The organism is Streptomyces sp. NBC_00285 (assembly GCF_036174265.1).
Classification (GTDB): Bacteria; Actinomycetota; Actinomycetes; order Streptomycetales; family Streptomycetaceae; genus Streptomyces.
In genome coordinates this window covers 3556132-3571723 of sequence record NZ_CP108055.1, presented here as the reverse complement: position 1 = coordinate 3571723, position 15592 = coordinate 3556132, and the positions used below count along the sequence as shown (strand labels likewise).

Annotated in this window: 19 protein-coding genes; 17 read left to right on the top strand and 2 right to left on the bottom strand. The window is 68.8% G+C overall.

The annotated features are described in order from the left end of the window. Positions 1-146: 146 nt before the first annotated feature. The 13 genes from OHT57_RS16490 to OHT57_RS16430 all read left to right on the top strand — a co-directional run bounded on the left by OHT57_RS16490 (position 147) and on the right by OHT57_RS16430 (position 10022). Positions 147-1637, top strand: a complete 1491-nt coding sequence (locus OHT57_RS16490) for a DNA cytosine methyltransferase (protein WP_328747161.1) — start codon at positions 147-149, stop codon at positions 1635-1637. A 32-nt stretch (positions 1638-1669) separates the two neighbouring features. Continuing rightward, positions 1670-2401 carry a hypothetical protein gene (locus OHT57_RS16485; RefSeq protein ID WP_328747160.1) on the top strand — a complete coding sequence of 244 codons (732 nt, stop codon included), beginning with the start codon at positions 1670-1672 and terminating at the stop codon, positions 2399-2401. Between the two features lie 20 nt (positions 2402-2421). Beyond that, the gene (locus OHT57_RS16480; RefSeq protein WP_328747159.1) at positions 2422-2832 is read left to right on the top strand and encodes a hypothetical protein; all 411 of its coding nucleotides are present in this window, start codon (positions 2422-2424) and stop codon (positions 2830-2832) included. 34 nt (positions 2833-2866) lie between these two features. Then, on the top strand, positions 2867-3670 hold the full coding sequence (locus tag OHT57_RS16475) for a hypothetical protein (protein WP_328747158.1): 804 nt from the start codon (positions 2867-2869) through the stop codon (positions 3668-3670). A gap of 19 nt (positions 3671-3689) precedes the next feature. After that, positions 3690-4169 carry an HU family DNA-binding protein gene (locus tag OHT57_RS16470; RefSeq protein WP_328747157.1) on the top strand — a complete coding sequence of 160 codons (480 nt, stop codon included), beginning with the start codon at positions 3690-3692 and terminating at the stop codon, positions 4167-4169. Positions 4170-4230: 61 nt separating this feature from the next. Next, positions 4231-4731, top strand: a complete 501-nt coding sequence (locus OHT57_RS16465) for a hypothetical protein (RefSeq protein WP_328747156.1) — start codon at positions 4231-4233, stop codon at positions 4729-4731. After that, a complete protein-coding gene (locus tag OHT57_RS16460; protein ID WP_328747155.1) occupies positions 4728-5366 on the top strand; it encodes a hypothetical protein in 639 nt (212 codons plus the stop codon). Before OHT57_RS16465 ends, OHT57_RS16460 begins: the two co-directional genes overlap by 4 nt. A gap of 306 nt (positions 5367-5672) precedes the next feature. Next, the gene (locus OHT57_RS16455) at positions 5673-6299 is read left to right on the top strand and encodes a hypothetical protein (RefSeq protein WP_328747154.1); all 627 of its coding nucleotides are present in this window, start codon (positions 5673-5675) and stop codon (positions 6297-6299) included. A 68-nt stretch (positions 6300-6367) separates the two neighbouring features. Continuing rightward, entirely contained in the window at positions 6368-6670 is a 303-nt protein-coding gene (locus OHT57_RS16450; RefSeq protein ID WP_328747153.1) for a hypothetical protein, read from the top strand. An 82-nt stretch (positions 6671-6752) separates the two neighbouring features. Continuing rightward, entirely contained in the window at positions 6753-7784 is a 1032-nt protein-coding gene (locus OHT57_RS16445; RefSeq protein ID WP_328747152.1) for an N-6 DNA methylase, read from the top strand. Then, entirely contained in the window at positions 7781-8320 is a 540-nt protein-coding gene (locus OHT57_RS16440) for a hypothetical protein (protein ID WP_328747151.1), read from the top strand. The genes OHT57_RS16445 and OHT57_RS16440 overlap by 4 nt, the downstream gene beginning before the upstream one ends. After that, positions 8317-9423: a DUF4192 domain-containing protein gene (locus OHT57_RS16435; protein ID WP_328747150.1), complete on the top strand. Its 1107-nt coding sequence runs from the start codon at positions 8317-8319 to the stop codon at positions 9421-9423. The genes OHT57_RS16440 and OHT57_RS16435 overlap by 4 nt, the downstream gene beginning before the upstream one ends. A gap of 59 nt (positions 9424-9482) precedes the next feature. After that, entirely contained in the window at positions 9483-10022 is a 540-nt protein-coding gene (locus tag OHT57_RS16430) for a hypothetical protein (RefSeq protein ID WP_328747149.1), read from the top strand. A 1274-nt stretch (positions 10023-11296) separates the two neighbouring features. On the opposite strand, the gene OHT57_RS16425 is transcribed toward OHT57_RS16430, so the two are convergent. Both OHT57_RS16425 and OHT57_RS16420 read right to left on the bottom strand, forming a co-directional pair. Continuing rightward, the gene (locus tag OHT57_RS16425) at positions 11297-11968 is read right to left on the bottom strand and encodes a recombinase family protein (RefSeq protein ID WP_143606564.1); all 672 of its coding nucleotides are present in this window, start codon (positions 11966-11968) and stop codon (positions 11297-11299) included. 277 nt (positions 11969-12245) lie between these two features. After that, positions 12246-12719, bottom strand: a complete 474-nt coding sequence (locus tag OHT57_RS16420) for a MarR family winged helix-turn-helix transcriptional regulator (RefSeq protein ID WP_328747148.1) — start codon at positions 12717-12719, stop codon at positions 12246-12248. Positions 12720-12903: 184 nt separating this feature from the next. Here OHT57_RS16420 and OHT57_RS16415 point away from each other — a divergent pair, with 184 nt between their 5' ends. The 4 genes from OHT57_RS16415 (at position 12904) to OHT57_RS16400 (ending at position 15588) form a co-directional block, all read left to right on the top strand. Beyond that, on the top strand, positions 12904-13515 hold the full coding sequence (locus OHT57_RS16415; protein WP_319751767.1) for an NADPH-dependent F420 reductase: 612 nt from the start codon (positions 12904-12906) through the stop codon (positions 13513-13515). Positions 13516-13778: 263 nt separating this feature from the next. Beyond that, complete coding sequence (locus tag OHT57_RS16410; RefSeq protein ID WP_057582123.1) at positions 13779-14150, top strand: DoxX family protein; 372 nt, start codon at positions 13779-13781, stop codon at positions 14148-14150. A 138-nt stretch (positions 14151-14288) separates the two neighbouring features. Continuing rightward, a complete protein-coding gene (locus OHT57_RS16405) occupies positions 14289-14942 on the top strand; it encodes an FMN-dependent NADH-azoreductase (RefSeq protein ID WP_230193429.1) in 654 nt (217 codons plus the stop codon). Positions 14943-15306: 364 nt separating this feature from the next. Next, positions 15307-15588, top strand: a complete 282-nt coding sequence (locus OHT57_RS16400) for a hypothetical protein (protein WP_328747147.1) — start codon at positions 15307-15309, stop codon at positions 15586-15588. The last annotated feature ends 4 nt before the right edge of the window (positions 15589-15592 follow it).

The following is a 15592-nucleotide window of genomic DNA, read 5'->3' as shown; positions in this document are numbered from 1 at the left end:
TCGTGGGCGTCATCGGCCTGGTGGCGTTCGCGGCCCTCGGTGTCGAGGACAGCCGCCACCACCGCGCGACGCGACCCCGCCACAAGTCCTGACCGACGGCCGCCCGGCCCACCGGGCCGGGCGGCCACCTCTGGGAGACCATCACCGTGCCCCGATCCGTCCACCTGCTCTGCGGAGCGGGCGGAGACGCCACCGGCCTGCTCGAAGCCGGATTCGACCCCATCCTCGGCATCAATCACTGGCAGACCGCGGTCGACACCTTCGCGCTCAACCACCCCACGGCCGCCGCCCGGCGTGCCGACATCCAGAACTACCCCATGCGCTGGCTCCCCAAGGCCCTCGTGCTGTGGGCCTCGGTCATCTGCTGGGAGCTCAGCCCCGCCGGCGGGAGGAAGCGCCCCGACCCCGTACAAGACGCCCTGTTCGAAGAGGAGGAGCAGTGGCGTGAACTTCCCCCGGAAGCCTTCGAGTTGACGCGGGTGACCGCCTGGTGCGTGCTGCGCGCCGCCGAGGCAAAACGGTTCCCCTGCGTCGTCGTGGAGAACGTCGTCGAGTTCATCACCGGCTGGGGCCTGTTCCCGGAGTGGATCCGGTGCATGAAGAAGCTGGGCTACCGCGTCCAGATCGTCTCGGTGTCCTCCGCGCACATCGGCTCGGAGACCAACCCGTACGCCCCGCAGTGGCGCGACCGGGTCTACCTGGTCTTCACCCTCGCCGGGATTCGCCGCCCCGACCTTGCCCCACGTCCGTTGGCGTACTGCCTTCACTGCGGGCGCGACGTCCGCGCCCGCCAGAGCTGGCGCGACCCGAAGGTCAAGGTCGGCAAGTACGGCCAGCAGTACGACTACCGGTGCCCGAACACGCGCTGCGGCCATGCCCTGGTGGAGCCGTACGTCCGCCCGGCCTCCGACGTGATCATGTGGGACGACATCGGCCAGCGAATTGGAGACCGCGACCGTCCGCTGGTGCCGAACACCATGCGGCGCATCGAGGCGGGACTGGCCAAGTTCCCCCACCAGCCGTCCGTCGTCACCCTCACGCACGGCAAGGACGGAACCGACCGCGCGTTCGCTCCGGACACCAGGCCGCTGCCCGTCCGCACGGTCAAGGTGGGCGAAGCACTCCTGGTGCCGGTCGGCGGTTCGTGGAACGACACGGCCTCCTCGGCAGCCGAACCGATGCGCACCCGCATGACTCGCGAGAGCGAAGCCCTGGTCACCGTCGACCCGTTCATTGTGGAGTTCCGCAACAACTGCGACGTCGCGCCCGTGGACAACCCGCTCAGCACGCTGGCCGGGGCCCGGCACCACGGCTTGGTGGTACCCGATGGCGTTGCCGGTGACCGGGCCCGCAACACCCTGGTCATCCCGTACCGCAAAGCCGCCCCGAAGACGGCGGCCGAGCCGTTGCACACCCTGTCGACCCGGGCCTCGGCGGCCGTGGTGCGCAGCGCGCCCGACATCAAAGAGTGCTACTTCCGCATGCTCCAACCCCGCGAGCACCTGTCGGCCCAGCGGTTCCCCGAGACGTACCAGGTCGTCGGGAGCAAGGCCGCCCAGACACAGCAGGCCGGCAATGCCGTGTCCGTCAACGTCGCCCGCTGGATCGGCGAACGCCTCATGCCCGTCCTCGCCTGACCCACTCCCAACAAGAAAGAGACACCCCTGCCATGACACCCACCGCACACGACCAACTGACACTTCTCGCCGAGCAGCGCCACGAACTGGACGCCCAGGGCAAGCGCACTGCACAGGCGTACTGCCTCGCGGTGCTCGACCACATCAGCGCGAAGATCCGTACCGCCTGCCCCGAGGCGGTCTACGTGACGTTCGCCTTCTACAGCACGCGCACCCTCGACCTGCACGCCGTATTGGGCGCACAGACCAGCCCGTTGGGAACGTGCCCCGAACTGTGGAACAACCGCGAGGGCACCCAGGAGCATCCGCTCGACTACATCGCGCACGAGATCGAGTCCGACGTGCAGACCGCGCTCGCTCCCTACATCTCTCCGGCATGGGCCTCGGTCCACCACAACTCGGCCGCCGAGGGGAACTCCTGGTTGCTGGAGCTGCCTCCGGCCGATCGGGTCGCCCGCGTGGCCGAACTGGTGCGTGAGCGCCACCCGGAGGCAACCGCGGTCGTCGTCGACGGCCGCAGTGCGGGAGGCCGGATCATCGAGGTCCTCGAAGGCGTCGACGACAACGGCATGCAGGTCCGCGCCCCCCGTCCCAAGTGGTCGCCCGCCTGCGACACCGCCCTCACGCGCCTTCTCGGCCAGGTATTCGCCCTCCCGGCCCTAGCCGACCGGCACTTGATGCCCCTGCCCGGCGACTACGTCCACCCGCGCGGCGTCAGCACCAGTGATCAGGTGCGCCTGCTGCTGCTGCCGCCGACCGCCTAGCCCCGCGGGAGGCGGAGCAGATGAGTGGCATCGGGTGGGTCGCTGAGGCCCCCTGCGCCGGGGATGCCCGCTTCACGTCCGAGAAGACGGAAGCCAAAGCCCCGTCGTCGCCGCTGGTCCTCTCGCTCCTCTCCGTCTGCCGGAGCTGTCCGTTCCGAGCACGCTGCGTCGAGCTGGTCCTGCCGAAAGCAAGCCTGTTCGACGGTGTGTGCGGCGGCCGGTTCTGGCGCAACGGGCAGATCCTCGCCACCTGCGAAGGCGCGAGCCTGGGCGAGCTGTACGAGCGCGCGCGGCGCCCGATACGTCACGGCACCGAAGCCGGAGCCCGTGCCCACAACCGGCGCGGGGAGCGCGCCTGCTCCCTGTGCAGAGAGGCCGGACGGCTCGCCCAGCGGGCGCGGCGAGCCCGCAAACGCGCTTCAACGACCTGAACACCAACCCCTACAACTCCCGCGGAGACCCCTCATGTTCACCCTTCGGGCCGAGACCCTGGCGGCCATCCTCGACCAGGCCGCCCCACACCGTTTCCCCGTTGGCGACGACGCCCACGACCACGACGTCCTGGTCCTCGACTCCACCCCCGGCTACCTCCACGCGGTCGCGTGCAGCGACCGGGCCCTCGCGGTCGCCCGGACCGCGGTCGCGGGCGACGTGTGGACGGCGCCCATCGCTTATGAGGACGCCGCTGCTCTGCGCGGCTGGCTGGAGTCGTCGGACACCGTCACCGTCGAGCACGTCACGGCCGACGGCCACCACCAGCTGAGGTTCACCGAAGGCAGCGCCCAGATCACGGTCCCGGCTGCTTCCTACGTCAGCCGCCCGCCGTGGCGCTCGTTGCTGCGCATCGTGCTCGGAGCCCGTGATGGCGTCTCGGCGTACGGCCGGCCTGTCCAGCTCAGTGCCGACGACCTCTCCCGGTGGCTGAAGGCAGGCGAGCGTGGCGAGGCCATCGAGTTCCGTTCCCTGGGACCCATCGGCACCCTGGTGACGGCCGGACCCGACTTCCTCGGCCTCCAGGTGCCGCACACCGGGGACGGTCCGGTACCCGGCGAGGGATGGTCCCCGTCGCTGCGCACCCGCCGGTTCCTCTTCGCGGGACGCCTCCTTGAGGTGGGGGCTCGGTACGCGGACCTCACGGGAACGGTATGGACGGTGCCCGCGCGCCCCGGTGCTGGCGAGGAGCCCTATCTGGTCTCCGCCGACGCTGAGGTCCTGCCGATCTCCCAGGTGCTCGCGACCGGAAAGTTCCTGATCCGTCTCCCCGACTAACAAAAGATAGGTGACATCTATGAATCATGTATCGCGCATCTATGGAGGCGCGTGTGACGACACGGACCCCGGCCTCGGGCTGGGGCCTCTTCCCGCCGCGTGGCGGGCCCGCCCCTCGACTGCCGTGCTCCAGCCCGTGAATCGAAAGGAATCCGAAGTGAACAAGGCCCAACTCGTCGACGCGGTCACGCAGGCCACCGGCGACCGCGCTCACGCGACCGTCGCCGTCGAAGCCGTCCTCGACGCCATGGTCCGCGCCGTCGTCGCTGGTGAAACCGTCTCCGTCACCGGCTTCGGCAGCCTCACCCCCGAGGTGCGCCCCGCCCGCACCGCCCGAAACCCGCAGACCGGGCAGCCCGTGGAGCTCACCGCCCGCCAAATCGTGAAGTTCCGCCCCGGTGCGCGCTTCAAGCAACTCGTCGCGGGCCGCCGGGCGATGCCCGACTCCGGCATCTGCATCCGGAAGGACCCGAAGACCCCCAAGCCCGCTCGCCCGTAACCACCGTGCACCAAGGCCGCCCCGGCCCGTGCCAGGGCGGCCCCGCGAAGGAGTCCGACCGATGAACGACCGATCCGTAGGGGTCGAGATCGACGCCACCGCAAGGTGGCTCGAAGAACGAGGTATGCACGGCGCCGCCCGCCTGCTGCTCCGCGTCGCCCGCCAGAGGGACGACGCCGTGCAGCAACTCGGCCTGCACCCCACATCACCCGCACACCGGACCGGCCATGCCGAACGTGCCACCCCGCGAGACCTGGACGCCGCAGCCGAATCGGCCATGCTGCGCACCGAGTTGGCCCGCCTCCAGGCCCTGGCCGAGCGCGCAGGTTGGGTACGCGACGCGGACGCGAATCGCCTGTGGCGCTGGCGTGACGGCTGGTGGGAGCTGGGCCACCGCCGCAGGAACCCGAACGACGGCTACCACGACACCGGCTGGTACCTGTGGGGCCCGGCCGGCAGCTACGACGGCGAGTGGACCGACCGGCGCAGGGAACCGGCGATCGCCGAGGCCGAGCGACTGATCACCAAGCACCGCGCGGCGACCGGTGGGGGCTCTCGGTGACCGCCGAGCTCCAGAGCGCCCCGGTGACCCTGCCCAGCGTTCAGGCGACGGGGGAGTGGCAGCCGTGCGTCGTCGGTCTTGACCTGTCGCTGGCCTCGACGGGCATCGCCGGAAGTGATTGGGCGCGTGCGTTCCGGCCCGGGCGTCGCCGCAGCCACGAACGGCTGGACTGGCTGCTGGCGGCGGTCGCGCTCAACGTCAAGGTCGGCACGGACGGCGCGGACCTCGTGGTGGTCGAGGGGGCCGCGTACGCCCAGGGCGGGCAGGCCGGCCATCACGAGCTGGCCGGACTCTGGTGGCTGGTCACCCAGTACCTGTGGCGGTGCCGCATCCCGTACGCCGTCGTGACCCCGCACGGCCGCACGATCTACGCGACCGGCCGCGCCAACCCCGCCCAGGACTACCCGCGCAAGGACCGTGCCCGGGTAGCGAAGGGCATGGTGCGCGCGGTGGCCGTCGAGCGGTACGGCGTCGCATGCGACGGGCCCGGCCGCTACGACCAGGCCGACGCCACGATCCTCGCCGCCATGGGTCTCGACTGGCTCGGCTATCCCACCGTGCCAGTGCCCGACTCTCATCGCCGCGCCCTGGAGGCAGTGCGCTGGCCCGACCTCATTCCCGCATCGGCGAATTAGGAATTGAATTGCGGAAATTAAATTCTAATTCGAATGGGTGGATATTGCTTTTGGGGTATCTGCCATTAAGATATAACTAAGGAATTCGGGAATCGCCCGAATTGGAAAGGGATTGGAAATGCGAATCCAGAACAACGGCTGCGGCTGCGAGTGCAACCGGCCCGGCGGCTTCTGCGGAGGCTGCGGCCACGCCGGATGCGGCGGTCGACGCCGCTAGGCGGCACCAGCCCCCAGATCACTCCGCGCCCCCGGCCTCATGGCCGGGGGCGCACCCATACGCGCAAGCGTCCTCTTGGAGACCACCGCATGACCTTCACCCGAGGAATTCAGACCCTCGCCAACCACATCGGCACCGAACCCGAATATGTCGCCCGCGCCCTGCGCACGGCATCCCGCTCCCACGCGGTCATACGCGCCAACCAGTTCCAGCACATGACCGACGAGCAATTTCGGCGCCTCATAGGCAGCGACCGCCATGTCGTTGCCGTCGTCGCCAACCTCGCCCTGCGCTTCGCCGGGCGCATCGAGGACGCGTTGCTCCTCATGGACATCTACCACGCCAGCCAAGGCGCAAAGCCGCCCCGGCAGATCATCCGCAAGGGCGTCGGAACGCTCCCCGAGCACCACGACCACCCCCACGTCCAGCAGGCCATCCGCATCCTCGACGCCGCCGGACTGCCGCCCATCGTCACCGACGGCACACGCGAGCTGCGCCCCGGCTTCCAGGTCTTGCCTGCATGCGACGCGTTGCCCGGCTGGATTTTCATCGCGCCCGACCCGGACTGCGGCGACCGCACCGGCTTCGCCGGCGGACCGCTCGGCTACCTCGCCGTCATGCGCTGGGCCGGATGGGGCGTCATCACCGAACCCATGCCCTCCGGGCTGTGGGCCGTCGTCCACCCCGACCACCGCAACGACCCCTTCTCCTCCTGACCGCACCCGACCCGCTCCAGGCCGGCGTACGCGGGCCGGGGCGGCCGACCCAGAAAGGCCAACTGCACGTGAAGTTCCCGGCAGACGACGACACGCTCGCCGCATGGTCCTCCCTCCTAGACCTCACCGAAGAACAGAGGGCCAACACCCTCACGGAGATCGAGAAGACCCTGCGCCTCGGCTACGACCACCGCCCCGCCGCGCTCAGGCACTTCAGCTTCGAGGAGCTGATCGCCGACATGGGCGTCGACGAGCTGGCCCTGATGTTCCTGGTCACCGGCCTGCGCCAGACCGGTCACCCCGAAGCGGCCGAAGCCGTCGAGATACGCGCCGCCGTGGCCCAACTCCAGGCCCATCACGAGGCCGACTGAAACCCGACACCGCAGCCCCACCGCCGCCCCGGCCGCGCACCGCGCACCGGGGCGGCCCCATGCGCGCACCCAGAGGACCCCCATGCCAGACGACGACATATTCCTGCCGCGAGCTGCCACCCCCGCCGCGGCCCGGCCCGCACCCAGCTGGGCGAAGAAGGCCCCGCCCAAATCGAAGGCCGCCGTACGCCCCGCCAAGACCACCTGGCGCAAGGCCTTTGCCCCGCGCGACCCCCACGACCACGCCCGAAAGATCGCCGAGAACGTCATGGACGCTTGGTATCAGAGCCACGGCGGGAGCAGCATCGACGTCCCCCTCGGCACCGTCGCCGCGCTCGCGCTCCTGCGCCAGCCGCCGGACACCGGCACCGGCCTCGCGGACTGGATCCTGGGCCGCCAGCCGCACGAACTGCCCCAGTTCTTCAAGGAGATCTACCTCGGCCACTGGATCGAGCGCCCCGACCTGATCGACCGCGCCGTGCGCCTGCACGACTGGGCCTGGAACCCCGACCCCGACCCCCACCAGCTCCGTGCCGTCCAGGCCGTCACCCAACGCGCCGTCAACCAGGGCCTGTTGGACCTGACCGGCCACGACGACCCCTACATGCGCGCCGAGACCGACGTCCTCAGCCCGCTCCTGACCGGCCTACGCCACAAGAGCGACAAGAAGTGGCGCGGCGAGTACCACACACCGCCATGCGTCACCGACCTGCTGGCCCGCATGCTCGTCGACAAGGACTTCGCCCAGCCCGACATGGCCATCCGCGAACCCGCCGTCGGCTCCGGCACCATGCTCCGCTCTGTCGCCCAACGGCTGCGCGACCTCGGCCTCAACCCGCACGACTACCTCTGGTACGGCAACGACGTCGACGCACTCGCCGCGGCCTGCGCCGCCGTCAACACGATCGTCTGGGACCTCGGCCCGCGCGCCTACATCGGCTGCGCCGACTCCCTCGCCCTCGAAGACGGCGGCTACGCCAAGACACTCGCCGAAGCCAAGGACTCCTTCGAGCAACGCGACAAGTACCTCGACACCGCGACCACCATCGCCGCACACCGCCGCGCCTTCCGCCTCGTGGACAAGCTCACCGCCAACGAACCGGCCGCCGTATGAGCGCCGAGCACGACCTCGCACACCCCCGGGCCGCCCCCACGCAACGAAGGCGCCGACCTGCCTTCACACAGCCCCAACCCACCGGCACCGCCCACCCGATCCACCAACTCGCCCCCGACCTCGACGAGCCGTGGACCAAGGAGGACACCGACACCCCCGACCGCACCGCCACCTACACCCACCCCGAAGGCCACCGCATTGGCCTGCGCCTCCAAGGCAACGACCTGATCATCCAGACCTGGATCACCGCAGGACCCCAACTGCCACCGATCTCTGTCGGCACCGCGGAGGAGGAAGCCGAGAGCCAGGCCGCCAACGACGCGCGCCTTCAACCCGGCCGCACCTGGCACCGCATCGTCGCCCTCCGGCACACCAGCGACATCACGGCGGCCATCGACACGGTCCTGCGCGACGGGCTCATCCGCTCGCTCACCACCAAACCCAAACGCATGCACGCCGCCACGTACGGGCCCACCCCAGAGGCCGGCACCCACGCCCGGCAGACCCACACCACGAAGGAAGGAACCCAGAAGTGACCACCTCCGACCCCCGCATCGAGGTCAACGGCCCCAGCGACTATGCCGAACTCCTGCCGTTCCTCATCGGCCACCAACCCGAAGACACCATCGCCGTCCACGGCCGCATCGCCACGGGCGTCGGCACCGGGCCAACCATGACCCTGCCGCTCCCCGAGGACCCCGCCACCTGGCAGTCCACCGCCGAAGCCTTCGCGACTCAGTTTCACCACATCACCCACGACCACGGACGCCACGACGTCCTAGACATCATCGTCTTCCTCTGCGGCACCCCCCGACCCGGCCAGAGCTCCGCCGAGGCCGCCGAATCCATGCGGCCCCTGGCCGACTACTTCGTTGACGCCTTCAACAAGGCTCGCCGAGCCCCCGTCATGTCGGTCATCGCCCTCATCGACAACCACTGGTGGGCCTACGAGTGCTACCTCCCCGGATGCTGCGAGGGCGAGCCGCTCCCCGGCCCCGACGACCCCAACAGCGTGACCGCACAGCTGATCCGCCTCGACCGCACCCCCGGCCGCCGCGCCAGCGACATCACCCAGGAGTTCCTGCCCACCGAGCCGGAAGACGCCGCAGACCTGCTCCGCGCCCTCGACAACGAAGGCGCCGCCTGGGCCCAGCACTGCGCCACGTCATCCGACGACGGCACAGTGCTGCAGGCCACCCACACGCTCCTGGAGACCGCGATACGCGACTTCCGCAACGGCGCCACCGAACTCGCCCACGACATCACCGCCCGACTCATCTACGGCCTCAACGACGAATGGGCCCAAGACCACGGCCTCGAACACATCGAGGACGACGACCTCCCCCACACCCGCCGCCTGTGGGCCTTCCTCGCCCGCCACTCCCTCCCCCCGTACGAGGCCGCAGCCGTCCCCGCACTCAGCCTCCTCGCCGCCGTCGCCTGGCGCCAGGACGACCAATCCACCGCACGCTTCGCCCTCCAGCGCGCCTTGACCCTCGATCCCAACGACGAATTCGCCGACGCCATCCACGGCGCGATCAACCACGGACTCGACGCCACGACACTCCTGCCCATCGCCCGCAAGGCGAAGGCTGAACGCCAAGCCCGCGCCTGCAGCAACGACGCCCACAAGAACTGAACTACTAGCCCCCGCGGCCCCGGCCCCGCCGGGGCCGCGCCGAGGAGAAAGACCCGCGCATGACCACACCGGCCGAATCCGTCGTCTGGCTCCGCCCCGAATTCCAAGGCCGTGAAGGCGAGTTGGTCCACCTCTCCAGCGCAGCCGCCCTCGTTGGCGTCACACGCTCTACCGTCAGCAACTGGGCCAAGCGCCATGCCAACTTCCCCAAGATCGCGCTGCTGATGGGCATCGGCGCCGGACGCGCGAAGTACGTGCCCCGCAACGAGCTCCTCGACTTCGCACACGCCCAGCTGAACAAGGAGCGCGGCACCGCCCGAAAGACGGGACCCCACCGGCCCTCAGCCGTCATCCGATCCGAACAGATCTCCCACCACGAACGGCAGATCACCCGACTCACGGAACTGGAGAAGCGACAGAAGAAGGTCCTCGCGGACACGAGGCGCGCCTTGCGCAAACACCGTGCGCGCCTCGCACGGGCTCGTCAGGGACTGGAGGCCGAGATAGCGGCAGTCCACAGTCTCGACCTTGCAGAGACCACGGCGGACATAGATCGCACCGCATCACCGGACGGGCGCGTGGCGCGAGATATTCTGTGAGAACACGGCTGGCCTGCAGAAAGCCGCGCGGCTCGACCCTCGGGCGAAGAGGGCTAGTTCTTTCCCATCGGTAAGGCACTCCGCTGCTCGCGAGTTCAATCCTCCCGACTCGTCGCCACTGTGACCTGCGTTTCCGAACTCGTGGCCGTGCCATTGGTGCTCGCCGACGATGCCGCACGGGCGGCTAGTGGACACGTAGTGGACAGAAGGACCGGGAAGGATCAGGAAGGCCAAAGCAAGGGTCGATCACTCTCGGCCTCCTGGCCTGCGAAAAAGGGAAGAATGAAGCAAGATCAGGGCAGGGACTGAAAGACCTAAAAGGACTCATAATCCGTCGGCCGTGGGTTCGAGTCCCACCCGCCCCACCTGCGCAGGTTTCTGACCTGCGGAAACGTTCATTTTGTCCTGTCGGGGTGTCAACTTTCCCTGAACGGACTGAATCCGCTGCTCGTGAGTTTGATGCCACGTTGGTCTGCTTCGGCTGATGACTCTCTGACCTGCATGGACGTGCAATCGCTGAGACGGGTTCTGCTCGGCTCTGCTGCGGCAAAGCATGTATTGAGGCCCTCCTGAGGCCGGAGGTGCCCGTGAAGTGCGCCGGATGCGTTGTCCGACAAGTCGTCTGCGGGTGACTCAGGGCGTTTTGTGTGACGGCCGGGGCCTGCGGCTTCCGGGCAGTAGGTCTGGCGAGGGTCCAAGGAAACTGCCCCAACAGGAAACGGCCCGGAACGCAGGTGTAGCGGCCTTAGCCTCGATCTTGCATGACGGTCCGTCGGTTTCTCCGGCGGGCCGTTTCTCTGTTGTCGGTTGGTCGTGGGCAGGTTGATGGCCCGGCTGTCGCGTCGGGGGGCGCCGGGTTCCACTGCTCCGGTGGGGTGATGCTGTCCGCCGGGTTGATCTTGCTACGTTCGCCTACAACTCAAACGTCAGCTGCCCGCCGTTTCGAGCGCGATATGCCGGGTCTGGGCCCGGGTGCGGGTGTGGTGGTTACGGTCGTAGTGCAGGTGGCAGCCCTGGCATGGCTTTGAGGTTGGCCGGGTGACAGTTCTCCGGCGTGTGGTCGAGGTGCGCGCTCTCGTCGTCAGGATGACCCGCGAACCGGTGCCGTACACGGGCTGTCCGTGCCGGTTGGGACACCGGCCGGGGTGACTGCCGCGTCCGCACTCGCCTTCACACTCGCACCGCCAGCCGGCGCGTTCGTTGATGGCGTTGGAGATGTCCGGCCAGTCGGCGGGACAACGCTCGCGGTTCTAGGGACGGAGCGGCACGTGGGGTCACCGTTCCGCAGCGTCGAGCTGGTGGGGGACGGCGGAGGCGCGCAGGTCTTGGAGGTCGGGGATGTGGTTGTAGAGGGTGCCCGGGGAGATGCCCAGCATTTTGGCGATCGAGGTGATGGAGCGGCCGGGGTCGGGCAGCAGGTCGCGGGCGGCGCGGATGACTTCCTCGGTAGCGACGGTGGGGCGCCCGCCGACCCGGCCGCGGGCGCGGGCGGCGGCCAGGCCCTCGCGGGTGCCCTGGACGATGAGTTCGCGGATGAACTCCGCCAGAGCGGCGAAGACGTGGAAGACGAGTCGGCCGCCGGGGGTGGTGGTGTCGAGGTTCTCGTGCAGCGAGGTGAAGCCGATCCCGCGCGTCCGGAGTTCGGCGACCATGTTGATGAGGTCCTGGAGGCTGCGGCCGTAGCGGTCGAGCGACGGGACGACGAGGGTGTCGCCAGCGTCGAGAAAGGCGTGGCACGCCTTCAATTCCGGGCGGAGGGCGTTCTTTCCGGACTTCTTGTCCGAGAAGATCTTCCGGCATCCGGCGGTGGTGAGGGCGTCGATCTGCCGGTCGAGCTTCTGTCCGCCGCTGGACACCCGCGCGTACCCGATCTTGATCTCGGTGCAGACAAGCGGTTCGGCAACGAGGAGTTCGGGGTGGCCGGACGGCTCCGGAGTGTCACTCATGACCCCGGATCATGTCAGAAAACGGTGGTCGAGGGTTCTTGAATGACCCAGGTTTTTGAAGGGTTTTTTGAAGGGGCTGCGGGGTGTGCGGACCCCCGCACGGTGATCTTCAGAAAACGTTCGTTTTTTGAAGGCGAGGCTCGTCGACCCGCATCGTCTTCTTTGTTGGATGGGAGTGTCGCAGTAAGGGCGGTTGGTGCGATGCCGGGCCCTCATCAGCACCCCGGGCGAGACTCTGACGGCACGGTCGGCGGCAGCCCGGCGGGGACGCAAGGGGTCATCCCGGTTTCTGATCGATCTCGGCGAGTCGCGCCTCCACCTGGTCTCCCAATTCGATCAGCAGGTCCATCTGCGCAGGGGTCACGTGGTCGATCAGCACATTGCGCACGTCGGCCAGGTGGAGCGGGGCGGCCGCCTCGACGAGGGTGCGGCCCTGTTCGGTGATGACCACGACGGCCCCTCGCTGGTCGGTCGCACATCGCTCGCGGCGGATGAGGTTGCGGTTCTGCATGCGGGTCAGATGCTGCGACAGACGGCTCTTCTCCCATTGCAGCGCATCTCCGAGTGCGAACGACCGCAGGCGTCCCTCGGGCGCCTCGGACAGGTGTGCCAGCACCTGGTAGTCGGCGGTGGACAGCCCGCTGTGGGTGCGCAGCTGCCGCTCGACGTATTCGGACAGGCCAGCCTGCATCTTCATGAGGCTGCGCCAAGCCCGCTGTTCACGCTCGTCCAGCCATCGCGGTTCATCCATGAAGCCCACCCTACCGCTTTGGTTGACATGTTAACCAGTCCGTCGTACGGTTTGGTTAACACCTCAACCAAATGGACTTGCGGAGGTCGGAGCCGCCTACAGAAACGCGGCGACGACAGGCCGGACGTCGAAGCTGCTCTGCCGCCTCGACAGCCTTCAGCAATTACTGGAACAGGGAGCACTCATGTCTGCAGACACCCGCTACGCCATCGTGGGCACCGGAAACATCGGTTCGGCGCTGGCGCGCGTCTTCGCCCGGGCCGGAGTCGAGGTCAGCATCGCCAACACCCGCGGACCGGGCTCGATCAGCGAACTCGCCGCCTCCTGGGGTTCCACGGTCCGGGCCGTGACGCTCACCGAGGCACTGGCGAGCGACGTCATCTTCATGGCCATCCCGTTCGGCGCAGTCGAGACGTTCGGCAACGCCCTGCCCGACTGGAACGGGAAGATCGTCGTCGACACCACCAACGCGCACTACGCGCCCAACGCGGGCGACGTCCTCAAGGGTCGGCTCTCCTCGCAGTACGCGGCCGAGGTCCTGCCCGGCGCCCAGATCGTGAAGGGCTTCAACCACCTTCCCGCCCAGACGCTCGCCGCCGAAGTGCCCTCCGGCCAGGGCAAGCGCGTGGTCTTCGTCTCCAGCGACTCCGGGGAGGCCAGCTCCCAGATCGCCGAGCTCGCCCGCACGCTCGGCCTGTCGCCGGTGGAACTCGGCAGGATCGACGAAGGCGGACGCCTCATCGAGGTTCCCGGCGCACTGGTGCTCAGGAACTTCACCGAACAGCCCCTCACCTGATCGGCCGCATTCCGCCTTCCACAGGCGGTGCGGCCGGCGCCGACGAGCCGTCCCGCCTCAGCGTCTGCCGTCACCGGCCGGACCGCGGCGGCCGGCGCCCGGCCCGCGGCCGGGTTGCCGCGCAGCAGCGCTCTCCATCGATGAGACCGCACTTCAGCAACGCTCACGCGTGAACAGCAAAACCCCTGGCACACCCATCCTCCACGGATGCCGCTCCCTCACAGCTCGGGCGGTCCGAATCACTCTCCAGAAAGGCATGACCCGTGTTTGTCTTCGCCGCCGTACTGAGCGTTCTGCTCGCCGTTGTCGGGCTGGCCGCCGGACTACCGAAAGCCCTGCTCAAGGGCAGCATTCCAGCCCAGTTGCAGTCTCCCGGAGGCTTCAGCGCCCCGCTGGTCCGGTTCATCGGGCTGGCCGAGCTGGCCGCAGCCGCAGGGCTCATCGCCGGTCTCTTCTGGCAGCCCATCGGCGTTGCCGCCGCCCTGGGATTCGCAGTCCTGCTCGTCGGAGCCGTCGGCTTCCACGCCAAGTCCGGCGACTACGCCAACCCCGAGACCCGCGGCAACGCGATGGCACCCATCATCCTCACCGTCATCGCGATCGCTGCCGCCGCCACGCTCGTCCTCGCCTCCTGACCAGCGCCTGAATCCGAGGCGCCACAGCTCACCTTCCGCCCGGCAAACCCGGCCGGGTGATCGCGAGACCGCCCTCGCCACGCGGACCGCCACCGATCATCCGCATTCCCGACCACTGCTACACCTGAGGAACATCCCATGACCACTCTTCTGCACCTCGATTCCTCGCTGTTTTCCGGCGACGCCTCCTCCTCCCGCGCCGTGACCGCCGCCTTCCGCCGGACCTGGCAGGAGCACCACCCCGAGGGCACGGTCATCTACCGTGACCTCGCCACGAACCCCGTACCGCACCTCACCGCCGACGCCCACACCGCCGGCCAGACCGACCCGGCCACGCACACCCCCGCCCAGGCCGCCGCCCTCGCCCACCGGCTGACGCTGATCGACGAGCTGGAGAACGCCGACGCCATACTGATCGGCGCTCCGATGTACAACTACTCGATTCCCTCGACCCTCAAGGCGTGGCTCGACAACATCGTCCTCGTCGGCCGCACCGCCGGCGTGGAAAGCTCCAGGCTCAAGGGCACCCCCGTCACCGTCGTCGCCAGCCGCGGCGGCTCCTACGCCCCGGGCACGCCCCGCGAGGGCTACGAATACGTGCAGAACTACCTCACGGCCGTTCTGGCCGACGCGCTCGCCCTGGACGTGAACTTCATCGTCCCGGAACTCACGATGGCCGTACACAACCCGGCGATGTCCCAGCTGATCCCCCTCTTCGAAGCCTCCCGCCAGCAGGCACTGGACGACGCAGCCTCCACGGCCAAGGCGATAGCCCACCGCATCGCCGCCTAGAAACAGCGCCCTCCGGACGGCGGCCGTGAAGCACGCTTCACGGCCGCCGTGGGCGAACTCCAGCGGGGACAGGCAGTTGGCTGCCCTCGTAGGAATTTCTCGCCCCGGAGGAGCTGGACGACGCGAACCGGCGAATCGGCGAGGCGGCCGGCGCTGCCGGGCGGGACCCGAGCCGGACCAACCGGGTCTACAACCTGGTCGGTGACCGTTCGACTACGCAGAGGGTCGACCTGCTGACGAGCTGGCCGGTCGAGCACGGCATGAACGGCTACATCTTCAGCGGCCCGGTCGACGAGTCCGCGCTGCGCCCCATCATCGAGAAGGTCGCGCCCGCCGTGCGCGAGGCAGTCGCAAAGGAGCATCGATGATGACACAGCCGCAGGCGGGAACTGTCGCCGGCCGCCAGATGGTGCAGCAGCTGCTGATGGCGCATGCGCCGCTGCGCAGCGACGTCGCCGCCCTGCGCAAGGGGCTTGAGGTGCTCGATGCGGCGACCACACGCGCAGAGGACATTGAGGAGCTGCTAAGGGATCAGAAGCAGGACCGGCCAGGCTCATTCTCCCAGGCGGTCACCCCGAGTGCGATGTGCAACCGCAGCTCTCACCCTCAGATCCTTGAAGGCCGTTGCTATCGTGGGGTTGGGTAGTCCG

Coding starts and splice junctions, on each gene's coding strand:
- OHT57_RS16485 (WP_328747160.1), top strand. CDS start 1,670: ATGACACCCACCGCACACGACCAACTGACACTTCTCGCCGAGCAGCGC.
- OHT57_RS16480 (WP_328747159.1), top strand. CDS start 2,422: ATGAGTGGCATCGGGTGGGTCGCTGAGGCCCCCTGCGCCGGGGATGCC.
- OHT57_RS16475 (WP_328747158.1), top strand. CDS start 2,867: ATGTTCACCCTTCGGGCCGAGACCCTGGCGGCCATCCTCGACCAGGCC.
- OHT57_RS16470 (WP_328747157.1), top strand. CDS start 3,690: ATGAATCATGTATCGCGCATCTATGGAGGCGCGTGTGACGACACGGAC.
- OHT57_RS16465 (WP_328747156.1), top strand. CDS start 4,231: ATGAACGACCGATCCGTAGGGGTCGAGATCGACGCCACCGCAAGGTGG.
- OHT57_RS16455 (WP_328747154.1), top strand. CDS start 5,673: ATGACCTTCACCCGAGGAATTCAGACCCTCGCCAACCACATCGGCACC.
- OHT57_RS16445 (WP_328747152.1), top strand. CDS start 6,753: ATGCCAGACGACGACATATTCCTGCCGCGAGCTGCCACCCCCGCCGCG.
- OHT57_RS16440 (WP_328747151.1), top strand. CDS start 7,781: ATGAGCGCCGAGCACGACCTCGCACACCCCCGGGCCGCCCCCACGCAA.
- OHT57_RS16430 (WP_328747149.1), top strand. CDS start 9,483: ATGACCACACCGGCCGAATCCGTCGTCTGGCTCCGCCCCGAATTCCAA.
- OHT57_RS16425 (WP_143606564.1), bottom strand. CDS start 11,968: ATGAGTGACACTCCGGAGCCGTCCGGCCACCCCGAACTCCTCGTTGCC.
- OHT57_RS16420 (WP_328747148.1), bottom strand. CDS start 12,719: ATGGATGAACCGCGATGGCTGGACGAGCGTGAACAGCGGGCTTGGCGC.
- OHT57_RS16415 (WP_319751767.1), top strand. CDS start 12,904: ATGTCTGCAGACACCCGCTACGCCATCGTGGGCACCGGAAACATCGGT.
- OHT57_RS16405 (WP_230193429.1), top strand. CDS start 14,289: ATGACCACTCTTCTGCACCTCGATTCCTCGCTGTTTTCCGGCGACGCC.
- OHT57_RS16400 (WP_328747147.1), top strand. CDS start 15,307: ATGATGACACAGCCGCAGGCGGGAACTGTCGCCGGCCGCCAGATGGTG.